We start from the raw sequence: 17,887 nt of genomic DNA on the forward strand, positions 1-17,887 counted from the left end.
CGGCCAGGTGGCGTACGTTCCCCTTCCGTGCGGCAACGCACGCCCCGGCTTCTCCGTGAGACCTCGGTGTGACGGAGGAGTGTGACGGAAGAGACCGCGACGGGACGTGACGGGACTGCCGTGACCGATGAGACAGAGGAGCGCGAAGACATGCCGGGCACTGTGACGATGTACAGCACCACGTGGTGCGGCTACTGCCGTCGGCTCAAGGGCCAGATGGACCGCGAGGGCATCGCGTACACCGAGATCAACATCGAGCAGGACCCGGAGTCGGCGGCCTTCGTCGAGAAGGCGAATGGCGGGAACCAGACGGTCCCGACCGTGCTCTTCCCGGACGGCTCGACGCTGACGAACCCCTCGCTGGCCCAGGTGAAGCAGAAGGTCGGCGCCTGACCGCCCACGGCCGCTCGGCTGCGACCGCCCGCCGTCTTCCGTCTCTGCCGACGGGAAGCGGCGGGCGGTTTGGTGTACGGACCTGTCGGCAGCGAGGCCGGCAGGGGGTCGGCCCGGCCGGCCCCGGAGGCCCGGCCGGATCAGTCCGTCAGCCGGCCCGGACCGGCTTCGGCAGGGGCTTGCCGTACCAGATCTCGATCAGGCGGGCCGCGATCGAGATGCCGAACGGCGGCAGGATCTCGCCCGATTCGAAGGCGGCCGTCAGGGCCTCGCGGGAGAACCAGCGGGCCTCCTCGATCTCCTCGCCGTCGACGTTGATCTCGTACGTCGTGGCCCGTGCCATGAAGCCGAGCATCAGGCTGGAGGGGAAGGGCCAGGGCTGGCTGGCGACGTACTCGACCTCGCCGACCGTGATGCCCGCTTCCTCGAACACCTCGCGTGCCACGGACTGCTCGATCGACTCGCCCGGCTCGACGAAACCGGCCAGCGTGGAGAAGCGGCCCTCGGGCCAGTGGACCTGGCGGCCCAGCAGGGCGCGGTCCTGGTCGTCGGTGACGAGCATGATGACCGCCGGGTCGGTGCGCGGGTAGTGCTCGGCGCCGCAGGCCTGGCAGCGACGGATGTGACCGGCCGCCGCGATGACCGTGCGTTCGCCGCAGCGCGAGCAGAAGCGGTGCAGCCGCTGCCAGTTCTCCAGGGCCACCGCGTGCACCATCAGGCCGGCGTCGCGGGCGCCGAGGAGCAGGCCCGCCTCGCGCAGGCCCGCCGGGCGGGCGGACTGGTCCATGCGGCCCGGCAGCGAGTCCTTCTGGAGGGCGAAGTAGCTGACGCCGTCCTCGTCGGTCCCGAGGAAGTAGCGGTGGGTCTCGGTGACGGGCGCCTCGAAGGCGGGGGTCATCACGAGTTCGGTGCCGTCGGCGGTGTCGTCGATCAGCACCTGCCCCCCGGAGACGACGAAGACCCGGGTCGTCGGGTGGCTCCACGCGGCGGCCAGCCAGGCCTCGTCGAGGCGGTGGTGCGCCGCGCGGTCGATGCCGCTCGGCGCGGTCAGACCGATGGGACGGTCCGTGGTGGCGTTGTCGAAGGTGCTCACAGGTGCTTCCTACTCCCCCGGGATGGATCGGGTGTTCAGAGGATTCAGCGGAGTGCGGCTGCCAGTTCGCCCCAGAGGTGGGCGGTGGTCTCCACACCCTTGAGCAGCAGGTCGAGTTCGACCTTCTCGTTGGGGGCGTGCCAGCCGTCGGACGGTACGGAGATACCCAGGAAGAGGACGGGGGCGCCGAGCACGTCCTGCAGGTCGGCGGCGGGTCCCGAGCCCCCTTCGCGGGTGAAGAGGATCTTCTGGCCGAAGGCTCGCCCCATGGCGCGGGCCACGGCCTGCAGGGCGGGGTGGTCCAGGGGGGTGAGGCAGGGGCGGGTGGCCGGGAGGAAGGTGATCCGGTGGCGGATGCCGGCCGGGATACGGTCCTCGGCCCAGGCCTGGACGGCCTTTTGGATGTGATCCGGGTCCTGGCCGGCGACCAGGCGGAAACTGATCTTGACCAGGGCGGAGGACGGGATGATGGTCTTGCTGCCGGCGCCCTGGTAGCCGCCGCCGATGCCGTTGACCTCGGCGGTGGGGCGGGCCCAGACCCGCTCCAGCGTGGAGTAGCCGGCCTCGCCGGACGCTGCCCCGGACCTGGCGGTGCGCAGCCAGGTGGCCTCGTCGAAGGGCAGCTCGGCGAAGAGGGCGCGTTCGGTGTCCGTGAGATCGGCCACGCCGTCGTAGAAGCCCGGGACGGCGATCCGGCCGTCGGTGTCGTGGAGCGCGGCGACGAGGCGGGCGATCTCCGTCGCGGGGTTGGGAACGGCGCCGCCGAACGATCCGGAGTGGATGTCCTGCTCCGGTCCGCGCAGTTCGATCTCGCACTCGGCGAGGCCGCGCATGCCGGTGCAGACGGTCGGGGTCGTCTCGTCCCACATGCCGGTGTCGGAGACGATCACGGCGTCCGCGGTGAGACGGTCGGCCCGCTGCTCGGCCAAGGCGCGGAAGTGCGGGGAGCCGGACTCCTCCTCGCCCTCGACGAGGAGCTTGAGGTGGACGGCGGGGGTGGAGCGGCCGGTGGTGGCGAGGTGGGCCCGGACGCCGAGGGTGTGGAAGAACACCTGCCCCTTGTCGTCGGCCGCGCCGCGCCCGTACATCCGGCCGTCGCGGATCACCGGTTCGAAGGGGTCGGTGTTCCAGCCGTCCTCGCGGGCGGCGGGCTGCACGTCGTGGTGCCCGTACACGAGGACCGTGGGGGCGTCCGGGTCGTCGGAGGGCCACTCGGCGAAGACGGCGGGCGCGCCGGCCGTCTCCCAGATCTCGGTGACCGGGAAGCCGGTCTCCTTCAGTTTGGCGGACAGCCAGGCGGCGCTGCGCCGTACGTCCCCGTCGTGTTCCGGCTGTGCGGATACGGACGGGATGCGCAGCCACTCGGCGAGGTCGTCGAGGAAGGCGGCGCGGTGCTGCTCGGTGTACGTACGGACGGCGTTGTCCGGGGTGTCGCTCATGACCTTCAGCTTATCCGCCCGTGGGAGGTGGCTCGTCCAGGAGGATGCGCTCCAGCTCGGGACGGCCCGGGAGGCGCGTGGGGCGGACGCTCTCGCCGCTGCGCACGAAGAGGAAGGTGGCCGTGACGTCGGTGAGCGGCAACCCGTGCAGTTCGGCCCAGGCCAGCCGGTAGACGGCGAGCTGGAGTGGGTCGGCGGTGTTGGTGCGGCTGGTCTTCCAGTCGACGATCTCGTAGGTGTTCCCCGTGCGGTACACCGCGTCGATACGGCCCCGGATCACCCGGCCGGCCAGGGTGATCTGGAACGGCGTCTCGACGCGGTAGGGGGTGCGGCGGGCGTACGGGGTGCGCTCGAAGGCCTCCTTCAGCTCGGCGAGATCGCGCTCGTCGGCGATGTCGGCGTCGCTCTCGTCGCCTCCGGGCAGCTCGTCGGGGCCGAGCATGGGCAGCGGCAGCTCCTCGAAGCGCGACTCGACCCAGGCGTGGAAGCGGGTGCCCCGGCGGGCGGCGGGCTGCGGGGGGCGGGGCATGGGGCGGGCCAGCTCCTGGGCGAAGCCGTCGGGGTCGTCGGCGAGGCGCAGCAGCTGGGTGGCGGAGAGCGAGGCGGGTACGAGGACGTCGCGCACGGTGGCGCGCGCCCGGCGCAGTTCCCCGGCGAGGGCGTCGAGGTCGCGGTCCCAGGAGGCGAGGGTGCGGGATTCCTCGGGGGTGAGGCGTGGGGGGAGATGCTCGGGGGCGCGGGCGGCGGGGACGTGCGGGGCGGCTGGGGCCGGGTCCTCGTCGGGGAACGGGACGTCGTCCAGGAAGGGGTCGTCCTCGGGGAACGGCGCGTCGTCGGGGAACAGCTCCTCGTCCAGGAAGACCGCGTCGGCGTGGGGCTCGTCCGAGGGGGGCGGCGGTGCCGTGGCCAGTGCCTCCAGGTGGGCCAGCACCGTGTCCGCGGCGGCCCTGCGTAGGGCCAGCGCGGCGGTGTCCAGCGGCAGCGGCCAGGCGTGGTCGGCCGTGGCTTCGCCGAGGGCGGGGTTCTCCTCGTCCTCGGCCGGCTCGTCCGCCCACTCCTCGATCTCGCCGTACCCGGCCGCGCAGTGCTCGTACAGCGTGTGCAGGAACGCCGACGGGCCGCGCGGCTTCTTCTGGCTCGGCCCCCACCAGTGGCCGGAGCCGAGCAGCAGGGTGCGGGGCCGGGTGAAGGTGACATAGCCGAGGCGGAGCTCCTCGGTGTGCTGGTGCTCCTTCATCTCCGCCTTGAAGTCCTTGAGCCCCTTGGCGTCGAAGGAGTGCAGGACGGGCAGCGTGGCCGTGTCGCCGCGCAGGGCATGCGGGAGGACCTGGGGCTGGGAGGTCCAGGCGTCGCGTGACTGGCCGCTGGGGAACTGGCCGGTGACCAGGCCGGGCACGGCGACGACGTCCCATTCGAGGCCCTTGGACTTGTGGGCGGTGAGGACTTTGACGGTGTTCTCGCCGCCGGGCAGCGCGTTGTCCAGGCCCTTCTCGTACTGCGCGGCGGTGCGCAGGAAGCCGAGGAAGGCGAGCAGCGTGGTCTCCCCGTCGACGGTGGCGAACCGGGCGGCGACGTCGAGGAAGTTGGCGAGGGTCTCGCGGCGGCGGGCCGCCAGGGTCTGGGGCGAGGCGGAGAGCTCGACCTCCAGGCCGGTGGTGGCGAGGACCCGGTGCAGAACGTCCATCAGCGGGTCGGAGAGCGAGCGGCGCAGGTCGCGCAGCTCGGTGGCGAGGCGGGCGAAGCGGATGCGGGCCTCGGCTGAGAACGGAAGACGGTCGTCCTGTTCGCCCCCGGAGTCGAGGAAGGTGTCCAGGGCGTCCGCGAGGGAGATCACTTCGGCCGGGTCGATGCCCTCGACGGCCTCGGCAAGGCGGCGGTCGGGGTCGAAGCCGTCGTCCCCGTGGGTCGCACGGTGGACGAGGAGGCGGGCGCGGCGGCCGAGCAGGGCCAGGTCGCGGGGGCCGATCCGCCAGCGAGGGCCGGTGAGCAGCCGGACGAGGGAGGCGTTGGCCCCCGGGTCCTGGAGGACCTCGCAGACGGCCACGAGGTCGGCGACCTCGGGGAGGTGGAGCAGCCCGGAGAGGCCGACCACCTCGACCGGGATGTCCCGGGCGACGAGCGCGGCGTGGATGTCGGGGAAGTCGCCGGCGGTGCGGCACAGGACGGCGATCTCGCCGGGGGCCTTGCCCGTGCGCACGAGGTGGGCGATCGAGTCGGCGAGCCAGTCGATCTCCTCGGCGTGGGTGCGCAGCAGGGCGCAGCGGACCAGGCCGTCGCGCTCGGCGCCCGGGGCGGGGCGCAGGGCCTCGACGCCCGCGTGCATGGCGCGCAGCGGGGCGGCGAGCCCGTTGGCGAGGTGGAGGAGGCGGCCGCCGCTGCGACGGTTCTCGCTGAGCGAGTAGCGGGCGGCCGGGGTGCCGTCGGCGTGCGGGAAGTGGCTCGGGAAGTCGTCGAGGTTGGCGACGGAGGCGCCGCGCCAGCCGTAGATGGCCTGGCAGGGGTCACCGACGGCGGTGACGGCGTGCCCGGAGGCGGTGCCGTCGGGGCCGCTGCCGAAGAGGGCGGAGAGCAGGAGGCGCTGGGCGACGGAGGTGTCCTGGTACTCGTCGAGCAGGACGACCCGGTACTCCTCGCGCAGGATCGCGCCGACCTCGGGGCGGGTGAGGGCGAGCTGGGCGGAGAGGGCGATCTGGTCGCCGAAGTCGAGGAGGTCGCGGCTGCGCTTCGCCTCCCGGTAGCGCCGGGTCAGCGAGAGCAGCTCGCGGCGGGCCTCGGCGGCTTCGGGGATCTTGCGCAGTTCCGCGTTGCTGAGCTTGGCGGTCTCCAGGGTGCGGAGCAGTTCGCTGTCGTACTCCGTGAGCTGTTCGGGCCGTACGAGGTGTTCGGCGAGCTCGGCGTCGAGGGCCAGCAGGTCGCTGACCAGGGTGGGGAAGGACCTGGTCAGGGCCGGGTAGGGACCGGGAGCCTCGCGCAGCACGCGGGCGGCGAGCTGGTAGCGGGTGGCGTCGGCGAGGAGCCGGGTGGTGGGTTCGAGTCCGATGCGCAGCCCGTGTTCGGTGAGGAGCCGGCCGGCGAAGGCGTGGTACGTGGAGATGCCGGGTTCGCCCGGGGGGTTGTCCGGGTCGATGACGTCCGGGTCGGTGACCCCGGCAGCGATCAGGGCCTTGCGGACTCGCTCGGCGAGCTCGCCGGCCGCCTTGTTGGTGAAGGTGAGTCCCAGGACCTGTTCAGGAGCGACCTGACCGGTCCCGACCAGCCACACGACGCGGGCCGCCATCACCGTGGTCTTTCCCGACCCGGCTCCGGCGACGATCACCTGCGGGGCGGGCGGCGCGATGATGCACGCCGTCTGCTCCGGGGTGAAGGGGATCCCGAGAAGCTCCTTGAGCTGCTCGGGATCGGTGATACGTGAGGCCACTCCACAGAGGCTAACCGGAGGGACCGACAACCCACGAAGCCCGGCGCGATCCGCACGAGAGTCCCGGAACGGCAAGGGAGCGGCTCGCGGAGGCCCGGTCCGAGCCAACGAAAGGCTCTAGGTTGAAGGCGAGCACCACCGATCGCTGTTGATCACCAATGAGCGGCTCTGAACGCATCAACCTCCTTATAAGGGACGGCCTCATGAGCTCCGACACACCCGCCCCCGACTCCACGGCCGCCCTGGACGCCACCGAGGAGCTCAGGAAGCGCATCGACACGACGAAGGCACACCCGGCGCGGGTGTACGACGTCTTCCTCGGCGGCAAAGACAACTACCCTGCCGACCGCGAGGCCGCGGCCATGGCGCTGGCCGCCAATCCGCGCGGGTACCTCACGGTGCGGCACAACCGGGACTTCGTGCGGCGGGCGGTCACGCTCGCCGCGAAGGAAGGCATCCGGCAGTTCCTGGATGTCGGGACCGGGCTGCCGACGCAGCAGAACGTGCACGAGACAGTCCAGGCGATCGCCCCGGACGCGCGCGTGGTGTACGTCGACAACGACCCGGTCGTCCTCGTCCACGCGCAAGCACTGCTCACGAGCGGACCCGAGGGTCGCACCGACTACATCGAGGCGGACCTGCGCGACCCCGCCAAGATCCTCGAAGCGGCCCGCCGCACCCTCGACCTCGACCGGCCCGTGGCCCTGGTCCTCGCCGCCGTCCTCCACTTCATCGAGGACGAGGAGGCCTACCCCATCGTGAGGCAGCTCCTCGACGCGCTGGCGCCCGGCAGCTACCTCGTGCTGAGCAACGTCAGCTCGGACCTCAACACCGAGCAGGTGGGCCAGGTGACGAAGGCGTTCAAGGAGCGCGGCTTCGCGATGGTCCGCCGCTCGCACGCGCAGGTCGGGCGATTCGTGACGGACAACGGTCTGGAGATGCTCGACCCCGGCACCGTGGCGGTGCACCGCTGGCGGCCCGAGCAGGTCGTCGACCTGCCCGAGTCCCGGAATCCGGATGCCGAGTTCGTGGCGGGGCTGGACGAGCTGGACCGGACGCGCTACCGGGGGATCAACGACGTCACCGACGCCGACGTCAGTGTGTACGGGGTGATGGCCCGCAAGCCCTGACAGCCCCGGCGGGCCGGTCCCGGCTCACTCCAGGACGTGCCGCCCCTCGGGCTGCGCGCTGCACGAGGCCTTGAAGGTGCAGTGGGTGCAGTGCTGGCCGGTCGAGGGGGTGAACCGTTCGTCCAGGACCTTGCCGGCCGCGGTCGCCAGCAGGTCGGAGACCCACTCGGTCTCCGGCGGCTGCTGGGACTGCACTTTGGGGACGGCGTCGCCGCCCTCCTTCTTGGGGGCGGGCTGGCGCAGCTGGACGAGTTCGGCGCCCCCGGACTCGGGGCGCGTGCCGTCGAAGACCTCGTCGACCGCGCCTTCCCGGACCGCGAGCTGGTAGACGGCGAGCTGGGGGTGGCGGGCGACCTCGTCCTTCGTCGGGGACTGCTTGCCGGTCTTGAAGTCGACGACGTAGGCCCGGCCGTCGGCGTCGCGTTCGACGCGGTCCATGGAGCCGCGGATGCGCACTTCGTACTCGCCCGCCTCCAGCGTCACGTCGAAGTCGTGCTCGCTGGCGGCCGGCGTGCGGCCGGTGCGGTCCATGACGTGCCAGCGCAGGAACCGTTCGAGGGCGATGCGGGCCTGCTGCTTCTCCTGCTGCGACTTCCAGGGCGCGTCGAAGGCCAGCCCGTCCCAGACCGAGTCGAGCCGCTCCATCAGGACGGCCAGATCGGCGGGCGTCCGGCCGGAGGCCACCTCGTCGGCGAGGACGTGGACGACGTTGCCGAAGCCCTGGGCCGCGGTCGCCGGGGCGTCGGCCTTCACCTCGCGGCCGAGGAACCACTGGAGCGCGCAGGTGTTCGCGAGCTGGTCGAGCGCGCTGCCGGACAGGGCGACGGGCTGGTCCCGGTCGCGCAGCGGGACGGCCGAGCGGGTCGGTTCGTACAGGCCCCACCACCGGTAGGGGTGGGCCGACGGCACGAGCGGCTGTCCCTCGTCGTCGCTGAGGGACGCGAGGCGGGCGAGGCGATGGGCGGCCTCCTGGCGCAGCGCGTCCGAGGCGTCGGGGTCGACGGTGGTGGCGCGCAGTTCGGCGACGAGGGCGGCGACGGCGAGGGGACGGCGCGGGCGGCCGGTGATGTCGCGGGGTTCGACGCCGAGTTCGGTGAGGAAGCGGGACGGCTGGTCGCCGTCGTCGGCGGGGGCCTTGACCGCGGTGACGATCAGGCGCTCGCGGGCGCGGGTCGCCGCCACGTAGAAGAGCCGGCGCTCCTCGGCGAGGAGGGCGCCGGGCGTGAGCGGTTCGGCGAGGCCGTCGCGCCCGATCCGGTCCGCTTCGAGCAGTGAGCCGCGTCGGCGCAGGTCGGGCCAGAGGCCCTCCTGCACTCCGGCGACGACGACCAGGCGCCACTCCAGGCCCTTGGAACGGTGGGCGGTCATCAGCCGTACGGCCTCGGGCCGCACGGAGCGCCGGGAGAGCGTGTCGGCGGCGATGTCCTGGGCGTCGACCTCCTCCAGGAAGTTCAGCGCGCCGCGGCCGCCGGTGCGCTCCTCCGCACGGGCCGCGGTGTCGAAGAGGGCGCAGACCGCGTCGAGGTCGCGGTCGGCGTTGCGCCCGCCCGCGCCCCCGCGCAAAGCGGCGCGCTCCAGCCTCGCGGGCCAGGGGGTGCCGGACCACAGCGCCCACAGCGCCTCCTCGGCGGTGCCGCCGGCTTCGAGGAGCTCACGCGCCGTGCGCAGCAGCGCGCCGAGGCGCTGGGCGCCGCGGGCGTACGCCGGGTCGTGCGCCACCAGCCGCTCCGGTTCGGCGAGCGCACGGGCGAGCAGTTCGCCGGACGGCGCGGGCACCCGGTTACCGGCGGCGCGCTCCTCGTCGCGCAGGGCCCGGCCGAGCCGGCGCAGGTCGGCCGTGTCCATGGACCCGAGGGGGGAGGTCAGGAGGGTGAGCGCTGTCTCGGTGTCGAGCCAGGGGGCCGGTCCCGCGTCCGCAGCCACATCCGTATCCGCGTCCGCCGCCGCGTCCGCCTTCACATCCGCGGCCACGTCCGCATCCGCATCCGCCCCCCGGCGGAGCGCCGCAGCGGCCACCGTGCGCAGGGCCGTGAGCAGCGGGGCCACCGCCGGTTCGTGGCGCAGGGGCAGGTCGTCGCCGTCGACCTCCAGCGGCACGCCCGCCGAGGTCAGGGCCCTGCGCACGGAGGGGATGGTGCGCCCGCCGGCCCGGACCAGGACCGCCATCTCGTGCCACGGCACCCCGTCCTCCAGATGGGCCCGGCGCAGCAGGTCGGCGATGTTGTCGAGCTCGGTGGACGCGGTCGGGTAGGTGTACGTCTCGACACTCCCGCCCTCGCGGACCGCGCCGAGCTCCCGGTGGGCGCGCACCTTCGCCGACGGCAGCCGGGTGAGCGGCATCCGGCGGGTGAGGAGCCGGGTCGCGGCGAGCAGCTGGTCGCCGGAGCGACGGGAGGTGGTGAGGACGCCGACCGGGGCCGGGTCGCCGTCCGCGCGCCGGAACAGCTCAGGGAAGTCGAGGATGCCGTTCACATCGGCGCCGCGGAAGGCGTAGATCGACTGGTCCGGGTCGCCGAACGCGATCAGGTTCCGGCCTCCGCCGCCGCCCGGGGTGCTCCCCCCGTTCCCGGCCAGCGCGTGCAGCAGCCGCACCTGAGCCGGGTCGGTGTCCTGGTACTCGTCGACGAACACGGTGTCGTAACTACCTGCCAGCGGGCCCGCCACCTCGGGGCGCTCCGCGAGCAGCACGGCTCGGTGGACCAGTTCCGCGTAGTCCAGCACCCCCTGGGCGTCGAGGACGTCGAGATACTCGGCGAGGAACGCCGCGGCCGCGCCCCAGTCGGGCCGGCCGGTGCGCCGGGCGAAGTCGGCCAGGGCGTCCGGACCGAGGCCCAGCTCACGGCTGCGGGCAAGCACGGCGCGCACCTCGTCGGCGAAGCCGCGCGTGGTCAGGCAGGCCCGCAGCTCGTCGGGCCAGCGGATGTGGGCATGGCCCTCCTTCTCCAGGTCGAGCTGGCCGGCCAGCAGATCGCGGACCGTGACGTCCTGTTCCGGCCCGGACAGCAGCCGCAGCGGGTCCGCGAAGAGATCGGCGTCCTGATGGGCGCGCACCAGGGCGTAACAGAAGGAGTGGAACGTGGTGGCCTGTGGTCCGCGGACGGCTCCGAGCCGGGCGGCCATCCGGTCGCGCAGCTCGACGGCGGCCTTGCGGCTGAAGGTGAGGATCAGCATGCGGGCCGGGTCGGCGCCGCGGGCGACACGGGCGGCGACCGCTTCGACGAGCGTGGTGGTCTTTCCCGTCCCGGGTCCCGCGAGCACGAGCAGCGGTCCGCCGGCGTGGTCAACCACCGCCCGCTGCGCCGCGTCCAGGAGAGGGGGATCAACGGAGCCCGGCAGGGTACGCACCAGCCGGTACGCGCCCGCGGTCCGACGCCGTGCCTGCCGGTGCGGACTGTTCCGGGTGGTGGAGGAGGAGCTCACGTTGGGATCGCCGGTCCTGGTGGGTGTGCTGGGGGTGCTGCGGGAGAGGGCGCGGCGCGTGCCGCGAACTGACGACGCTACTCCGGCGGGACCCCCGATCGGGGCGGGACGGGTGCGGGGATCGTCACGTTCCGCCGGGCGGAAGGGGCGGGCGAGGCCCCCGCACCACGCTTCCTGTACGTCGCACGGGCCCGGCTCCGCCCGATGTGCCGCCGGATGGCCGAAGCTGTCAGGTGTGAGCTCCCCCGCCGTCGTCCCCCTCAGGGCCCGGACCGCCGTCCGCCACGCCGTCCCACCGCGCACGCCGCATGTCCAGGCGCGGTACATGGCCCTCCGCGGACCGCGATGCCTCGCGCAGCGGGGTGTTCTCCTCGCGGTAGTGATCCAGCGCACGCAGCTCGTGACCGGGCAGCAGCGCACCGTCCGCGCGCACCACACGCCACCAGGGGACCGCTCCCCCGTACAGCGCCATGGCCCGGCCGACCTGGCGCGGCCCGCCGTCCCCCAGCCACTCCGCGATGTCGCCGTAGGTCATGACGCGGCCGGGCGGGATCAGTTCGGCGACATCGAGCACGCGCTCCGCGTACTCCGGCAACGCGTCGCTCGTCGGGTGTTCGCTCATCCGGTCCATCCTGCCGTACGCCACCGACAGTCCGGCCCGCTCCGTGTCCGGGCGGACACGGGGTGTGCACGGAAGGCGAGGGGGGCGTATCTTGCGCATCGCGCGCCCTCGCATCGCACCCTGATGCCCCCCTTCGCCCGTCGGCCGTGCCACCATCATGCGGGCGGTGACCGGTGATACGAGAAGACGAAGACCAATCAGAGGCGACGAAGGAGCAGGGCGTGCAGCCACCGAAGGCGGCCGACGCCTCTGATGCCGAGCCGCGTCCCGGGGAGAGCGGCCAGGAGCCGGGCTCGGACCCGCGGACGCCCTCGGACCACCCGACCGGCTCGACCCTCTCGACCTCCGAACCGGCACTCTCCGACCGCGTCTCGGGGGACGAGCCCCTGCTCCCCGCCCGGGTGCACCGCCCCTCCGATCTCCTGCGGCTCCTCGTCGGGGTGCTGGCGGTCGTCGTGCTGTTCGCCGTCGCCGCATTCGCCCACGGCACGACGGCCGGCCTCGAACAGGACATCAACAAGGGCACCGGCCAGGCGCCCGATCTGCTCATCAAGCTCGCCGGTCTCGTCTCCAGCATCGCCGTGCTGCTCGTCCCGGTGGCCTTCGCCATCGAGCGGCTGATCAAACGCGACGGGCTGCGGATCGCCGACGGTGTCCTGGCCGCCGTGCTCGCGCACGGGGTGACGCTTGCCACGGATCTCTGGGTGTCCAATTCCGCCTCCGGCACCATTCAGGACGCCCTGACCCAGCCGCAGCCCGGTGACGCGCTCACCGACCCCGTGCACGGCTATCTCGCCCCCGTGATCGCCTATATGACGGCCGTCGGCATGGCGAGACGGCCGCGCTGGCGGGTCGTGCTGTGGGTGGTGCTGCTGCTCGACGCCTTCACCATGCTGGTGGGCGGGTACACGACCCCGCTCTCGATCATCCTCACGGTGCTGATCGGCTGGACGGTCGCGTACGGGACTCTGTACGCGGTCGGCTCGCCGAACGTCCGGCCGACCGGGCAGCACCTGATGGCCGGTCTGCGCCACGTCGGCTTCCGGCCCGTCACCGCCATGCGGGCCGAGGACACGCCCGACTCGGGTGACCAGAGCGACCGCGGACGCCGCTACGTGGTCTCCCTGGAGGACGGCCCACCCCTCGATGTGACGGTCGTGGACCGCGAACAGCAGGCGCAGGGCTTCTTCTACCGGGTCTGGCGCAGGCTCACGCTGCGCGGCATCACCCAGCGGCGCTCCATCCAGTCGCTGCGCCAGGCGCTGGAGCAGGAGGCACTGCTCGCGTACGCGGCGATCGCCGCCGGCGCCAACGCGCCCAAGCTGATCGCCACGTCCGAACTCGGCCCCGACGCCGTGATGCTCGTGTACGAGCACATCGGCGGGCACTCGCTGGACGCGCTGGAGGACTCCGAGATCACCGACGACCTGGTGCGGGGCGCCTGGCGTCAGGTCCAGGCACTGCAGTCGCGGCGGATCGCGCACCGCAGGCTGACCGGTGACGCCATCCTGGTGGACGGTTCCGGCAAGGTGTTCGTCACGGATCTGCGCGGCGGTGAGATCGCGGCCGGCGACCTGGTCCTGCGGATGGACGTAGCTCAACTGCTCACGACCACGGGTCTGCGGGTGGGTGCCGAGCGGGCGGTCGCCTCCGCGCTGGCGGTGCTCGGCCCGGATGCCGTCGCGGACTGTCTGCCGCTGCTCCAGCCGATCGCGCTCAGCCGCTCCACCCGCGCCCACCTGCGCCGGCTCGCCCGGGAGCGGTCTCAGCGCGAGCGCGAGGCCGTGCTGGACGCGTCGGACGCGGCGAAGCGAGCCCGCTCGGAGGCTGCCGACGACGCCGGCCGCAAGTCCGGCCGTAAGTCGCAGCGCATCGAGAAGCAGGCCGAGAAGCGTGCCATGGACGATGCGCTGGACGGGGCCCGCGAGGTGGATCTGCTCTCCCGGATCCGCCAGGAGGTGCTGCTGATCAGGCCGCAGGCCCCGGTCGAGCCGGTCCGTCTGGAGCGCATCAAGCCGCGCACTCTGTTCAGCTTCATCGCCGGTGCCATCGCCGCGTACTTCCTGATCTCGCAGGTCACCGAGGCCGACTTCGGTGCGGTGGTCGAGCAGGCGGAGTGGGGCTGGGTGGCGGCCGCGCTCGGTTTCTCGGCACTCAGCTACATCGCTGCCGCGATGAGCCTGCTGGGCTTCGTGCCCGAACGGGTGTCGTTCGGCAAGACGGTGCTGGCGCAGGTCGCCGGCTCGTTCGTGAAGATCGTGGCCCCGGCGGCGGTGGGCGGCGTCGCACTGAACACCCGTTTCCTGCAGCGGTCCGGCGTGCGCCCGGGGCTCTCGGTCGCGAGTGTCGGCGCCTCGCAGCTGTTCGGGCTGGGGTGCCACATCCTGCTGCTCGCCGCGTTCGGCTATCTGACCGGTACGGAGAAGACGCCCTCCTCACTCACCCCGTCCAGGACCGTGATCGCGGGGCTGCTGACGGTCGCTGTGCTGGTGCTGGTCGTGACGGCGATCCCGTTCCTGCGGAAGTTCGTCGTGACCCGGGTGCGATCGCTGTTCGCCGGGGTCGTACCGCGCATGCTCGACGTGGTGCAGCGGCCGCAGAAGCTGCTCACCGGCATCGGCGGGATGTTGCTGCTGACCGGCCTGTTCGTGATGTGCCTGGACGCATCGGTCCGGGCGTTCAGCGGCCCGGACACACCGCACCTCAGTTACGCGAGCATCGCGGTGGTCTTCCTCGCCGGCAACGCGCTCGGGTCGGCGGCGCCGACGCCGGGCGGCATGGGCGCGGTCGAGGGCGCGCTGACCCTCGGTCTCATCGCGGTCGGTCTGCCGAAGGAGGTCGCGGCACCTGCGGTGCTGCTGTTCCGGTTGATGACACTGTGGCTGCCGGTGCTTCCCGGCTGGCTCGCCTTCAACCATCTGACGCGCAAGGGCGAGCTCTGACGGCCTCACCCGCGAGTGGACACCACTGACCGTCGCGGGTGAGATCGTGAGAGCCGCCCGCGAAGTCCCGTCCGGCGCGTCGTCCACCCGCTTGGACCGGCGCCCCGTGCACCCCCGGGGGCGCCGCCGCACGATGGAGCGATGAGGACCTCCCCTGCCCTGCGCGCCGCGGCCCTCGCCGCCACCGTGACCGTGCTGCTTCCGCTCACCGGCTGTTCGCACGGGGGCGACGAGGAGAGCTCGCCGCAGGCGGCCGTGGCCGCCGCGGCCACCACCCCCGCCGGCCTCACCTCCCAGCAGCTGAAGTGGACGCCGTGCCCGGCCCCCTCCCAGGCGCAGGGCGGCGGAGCCTCCCCGTCCCCGCTGCCCGGCGGGGCCGTCTGGGAGTGTTCGTTCATGAATGTCCCGCTCGACTACGCGGACCCGGAGGGCGACACCATCGAGCTGGCGCTCGTCCGCGCGAAGGCGAAGGACGAGAAGCGGCGGATCGGTTCGCTCATCTTCAACTTCGGCGGGCCCGGCGCCTCCGGCGTCGCGACCCTGCCCGCGTTCGGCACGGAGTACGACAAGCTCCGCACCCGGTACGACCTGGTGAGCTTCGACCCGCGCGGAGTCGGCCGCAGCGCGGGCGTGGAGTGCGAGGACGACGCACAGCTGGACGCCCGGTACGAGAGCGACGGGACGCCCGACGACGCGGCGGAGGAGAAGGCGTTCACCGAGGACACCAAGACGTACGCGGCGGCCTGCGAGAAGAACTCGGGCAAGGAGCTCCCCTTCGTGGGGACGACGAACGCCGCCCGCGACATGGACCTGATGCGCCAGGTCCTCGGCGACGACAAGCTTTACTACTTCGGCATCTCGTACGGAACCGAACTGGGCGGCGTCTACGCGCACTTGTTCCCCCGGAGCGTCGGCAGGTCGGTCCTCGACGCGGTGGTGGACCCGACCGAGGACGCCGAGCAGTCCTCCCTCGGCCAGGCCGAGGGCTTTCAGCTCGCGCTGGACAACTTCGCCAAGGACTGCGTGGAGCGGGGCGACGCCTGCAAGCTGCCCGGTTCCACCGCGGACGAGGTCGAGCAGGGGGTGTCCGGCCTCCTCGACCGGCTGGAGAAGAAGCCCATCGCGGGCATCGGCTCCCGGAAGCTGACCCAGACGCAGGCCACCACCGGCATCGCGGCGGCGCTCTACTCCAAGGAGACCTGGCCCCTGCTGGAACAGGGCGTGGACGAGGCCGACGGCGGCAACGGCGCACTGCTCCTGGCCCTCGCCGACTCCCTCAACGGGCGCTCCGAGGACGGCCACTACGACAACTCCGCCGCGGCCAACACCGCCATCAACTGCGCAGACTCCAAGGAGCGGTTCACCCTCGACCGGACCAAGGAGAAGCTCCCCACGTTCCGTGAGGCCTCACCGGTCTTCGGCGACTACCTCGGCTGGGGCCTGATGGCCTGCACCGGCTGGCCCGTGAGGGGCGCCTGGAACACCCCGGACGTCAGCGCCGAGGGCGCGGCCCCCGTCCTGGTCATCGGCAACACGGGTGACCCGGCGACCCCGTACGCGGGCGCGAAGGCGATGGCGCAGGCGCTGGGCGAGAAAGTCGGCGTGGAGATGACCTACAAGGGCGAGGGCCACGGCGCGTACAACAGCGGCAACGCCTGTGTGCAGAAGGCGGTGGGCGGCTATCTGCTGGACGGCAAGGTGCCGGCCGCGGGGACGGTCTGCGGCTAGGCCCTGCCGGCGGATCAGGGCCGGACAGGCCCTGGGCGCCGCCCGTACCCGCCTACCATGGGCGAACTGCCGGACGGGCAGGCACAACGGGGAGGGACGTACACGTGGACGCTTACGTACGGGCCGGAGCGCTGGCCGCCGCCGGCCTACTGCTGACGGGGGTGCTCGCGGGCTGCGGGGGCGGCTCCGACGACAAGCCGGGCGAGCGGGCGGACGGCACCACGGCCCCGGCCGGCTCACCGTCCGCGGCCCCGTCGGCCGAGCCGAGCGCGAAGCCCCTGCCCACCTCCCTCACCTCGCAGCGCCTGGACTGGAACAGCTGCAAGGCTCCCGAGGGCGGCAGCGCACCGGGCTCGGCCTGGCGGTGTACGACGGTCAAGGTTCCGCTGGACTACGCGAAGCCGGACGGCGAGACGATCGGGATCGCGCTGATCCGCAAGGAGAGCCGGGAGAAGAAGCGGCGGCTCGGCTCGATGCTCTTCAACTTCGGCGGACCGGGTGGCTCGGGGGTGTCCATACTGCCGCGCGCCGCGGGATCGTACGGGAAGCTCAACACCCGTTACGACCTGGTGGGTTTCGATCCACGCGGGGTCGCACGGAGTGCCGGGGTGCGGTGCCGCACCGACCAGGAGCAGGACAGCTCCAACCGGACGGTCGACATGACGCCGGACACGCCGTCGGAGGAGGCCGCGTTCATGAAGGACGGCGCCGGTTTCGGCGCCGGCTGCGAGCGCCGCTCCGGCAAGGTCCTGCCGTTCGTCGGCACGACGAACGCGGCTCGCGACATGGACCTGATCCGCGAAGTGCTCGGCGACAAGAAGCTGACGTACTTCGGTATGTCGTACGGCACCGAGCTGGGCGGCACCTACGCGCACCTCTTCCCGAAGCACGTCGGGCGGACCGTCTTCGACGCCGTCGTCGACCCGACCGCGGACACCACCGGCCACGCCCGCAACCAGACGACCGGCTTCCAGCGGGCACTGGAGAACTACCTCAAGGACCGCGGCCAGGACCCGAAGGCGGGTACGCGGCGCATCGTGGCCCTGCTGAAGCGGATCGACGCCGACCCGCTGCCGACCGGTACGCGACGCGAGCTCAACGAGTCGCTGGCGATCACCGGCATCGTGCTGCCCCTCTACTCCAAGGACAGCTGGCCGACGCTCACCCAGGCCCTGGACGAGGCGGAGAGCGGCACCGGCTCCATGCTGCTGCAGCTCGCCGACTCGTACAACGGCCGTGACGAGAACGGCCATTACGACACCCAGAACCACTCGCAGCGGGCCATCTCCTGTGCGGACACCACGGCCAGGTCCACGGCGGCCGAGGCGAAGGCGCTGCTGCCCGAGTTCAAGAAGCTGTCGCCGGTCTTCGGACCCTTCCTGGCCTGGGACACCGCGGGCTGGTGCTCCGACTGGCCGGTGGCGGGCGAGCACGACACCCCGGAGGCGAGCGCTCCGGGCGCCGGCCCGATCCTGGTCGTGGGCACGACGGGCGACCCGGCGACACCGTACGAGGGCGCACGGAAGATGGCGGACGAGCTGGGCAAGGGCGTCGGCGTGCTGCTCACCAACAAGGGTGAGGGGCACGGCGCCTATGGCGTGAGCAGCTGCGTCACGACGACGGTGGACGCGTACTTCCTGGACGGGAAGGTCCCCGCGGACGGCAAGTCCTGCTCGTAGCAGAGGCACGCACACGCCGAAGG

10 protein-coding genes are annotated in these 17,887 nt (G+C 72.6%); 5 read left to right on the plus strand and 5 right to left on the minus strand.

What is annotated here, in order from left to right; genetic code table 11:
* The first annotated feature begins 150 nt into the window (after positions 1-150).
* The gene (locus OG538_RS11865) at positions 151-393 is read left to right on the plus strand and encodes a mycoredoxin (RefSeq protein WP_279559893.1); all 243 of its coding nucleotides are present in this window, start codon (positions 151-153) and stop codon (positions 391-393) included.
* 148 nt (positions 394-541) lie between these two features.
* On the opposite strand, the gene nudC is transcribed toward OG538_RS11865, so the two are convergent.
* Genes nudC through OG538_RS11880 form a run of 3 tightly spaced genes read right to left on the minus strand, consistent with a single transcriptional unit; the run spans position 542 to position 6,343 of the window.
* Positions 542-1,486, minus strand: coding sequence for an NAD(+) diphosphatase (nudC, locus tag OG538_RS11870; RefSeq protein WP_406092802.1), 945 nt, complete (start codon positions 1,484-1,486; stop codon positions 542-544).
* Positions 1,487-1,530: 44 nt separating this feature from the next.
* On the minus strand, positions 1,531-2,925 hold the full coding sequence (locus OG538_RS11875; RefSeq protein ID WP_406092804.1) for a dipeptidase: 1,395 nt from the start codon (positions 2,923-2,925) through the stop codon (positions 1,531-1,533).
* 10 nt (positions 2,926-2,935) lie between these two features.
* Positions 2,936-6,343 carry a UvrD-helicase domain-containing protein gene (locus tag OG538_RS11880; RefSeq protein WP_406092806.1) on the minus strand — a complete coding sequence of 1,136 codons (3,408 nt, stop codon included), beginning with the start codon at positions 6,341-6,343 and terminating at the stop codon, positions 2,936-2,938.
* Between the two features lie 203 nt (positions 6,344-6,546).
* On the opposite strand from OG538_RS11880, the gene OG538_RS11885 reads away from it, so the two are divergent.
* A complete protein-coding gene (locus tag OG538_RS11885; protein ID WP_406092808.1) occupies positions 6,547-7,473 on the plus strand; it encodes an SAM-dependent methyltransferase in 927 nt (308 codons plus the stop codon).
* 24 nt (positions 7,474-7,497) lie between these two features.
* Here OG538_RS11885 and OG538_RS11890 read toward each other — a convergent pair whose 3' ends face one another.
* Positions 7,498-10,893 (minus strand): ATP-dependent helicase, encoded by a 3,396-nt coding sequence (locus OG538_RS11890; protein WP_406092810.1) that lies wholly within the window; start codon positions 10,891-10,893, stop codon positions 7,498-7,500.
* Between the two features lie 229 nt (positions 10,894-11,122).
* Complete coding sequence (locus OG538_RS11895; protein ID WP_406092812.1) at positions 11,123-11,515, minus strand: MGMT family protein; 393 nt, start codon at positions 11,513-11,515, stop codon at positions 11,123-11,125.
* 221 nt (positions 11,516-11,736) lie between these two features.
* Here OG538_RS11895 and OG538_RS11900 point away from each other — a divergent pair, with 221 nt between their 5' ends.
* The 3 genes from OG538_RS11900 to OG538_RS11910 all read left to right on the plus strand — a co-directional run bounded on the left by OG538_RS11900 (position 11,737) and on the right by OG538_RS11910 (position 17,864).
* Positions 11,737-14,457 (plus strand): lysylphosphatidylglycerol synthase domain-containing protein, encoded by a 2,721-nt coding sequence (locus OG538_RS11900; RefSeq protein WP_406092814.1) that lies wholly within the window; start codon positions 11,737-11,739, stop codon positions 14,455-14,457.
* Between the two features lie 141 nt (positions 14,458-14,598).
* Positions 14,599-16,185 carry an alpha/beta hydrolase gene (locus OG538_RS11905; protein WP_406092816.1) on the plus strand — a complete coding sequence of 529 codons (1,587 nt, stop codon included), beginning with the start codon at positions 14,599-14,601 and terminating at the stop codon, positions 16,183-16,185.
* A 104-nt stretch (positions 16,186-16,289) separates the two neighbouring features.
* Positions 16,290-17,864 (plus strand): alpha/beta hydrolase, encoded by a 1,575-nt coding sequence (locus OG538_RS11910; protein ID WP_406092818.1) that lies wholly within the window; start codon positions 16,290-16,292, stop codon positions 17,862-17,864.
* Positions 17,865-17,887 lie beyond the last annotated feature (23 nt).

The sequence above is a fragment of the Streptomyces sp. NBC_01013 genome (genome assembly GCF_045162765.1).
In the GTDB taxonomy this organism is placed as follows: domain Bacteria; phylum Actinomycetota; class Actinomycetes; order Streptomycetales; family Streptomycetaceae; genus Streptomyces.

Bases quoted from the DNA above. Each gene is read 5' to 3' on its own strand.
- OG538_RS11885 (WP_406092808.1), top strand. From the start codon at position 6,547: ATGAGCTCCGACACACCCGCCCCCGACTCCACGGCCGCCCTGGACGCC.
- OG538_RS11875 (WP_406092804.1), bottom strand. From the start codon at position 2,925: ATGAGCGACACCCCGGACAACGCCGTCCGTACGTACACCGAGCAGCAC.
- OG538_RS11895 (WP_406092812.1), bottom strand. From the start codon at position 11,515: ATGAGCGAACACCCGACGAGCGACGCGTTGCCGGAGTACGCGGAGCGC.
- OG538_RS11865 (WP_279559893.1), top strand. From the start codon at position 151: ATGCCGGGCACTGTGACGATGTACAGCACCACGTGGTGCGGCTACTGC.
- OG538_RS11905 (WP_406092816.1), top strand. From the start codon at position 14,599: ATGAGGACCTCCCCTGCCCTGCGCGCCGCGGCCCTCGCCGCCACCGTG.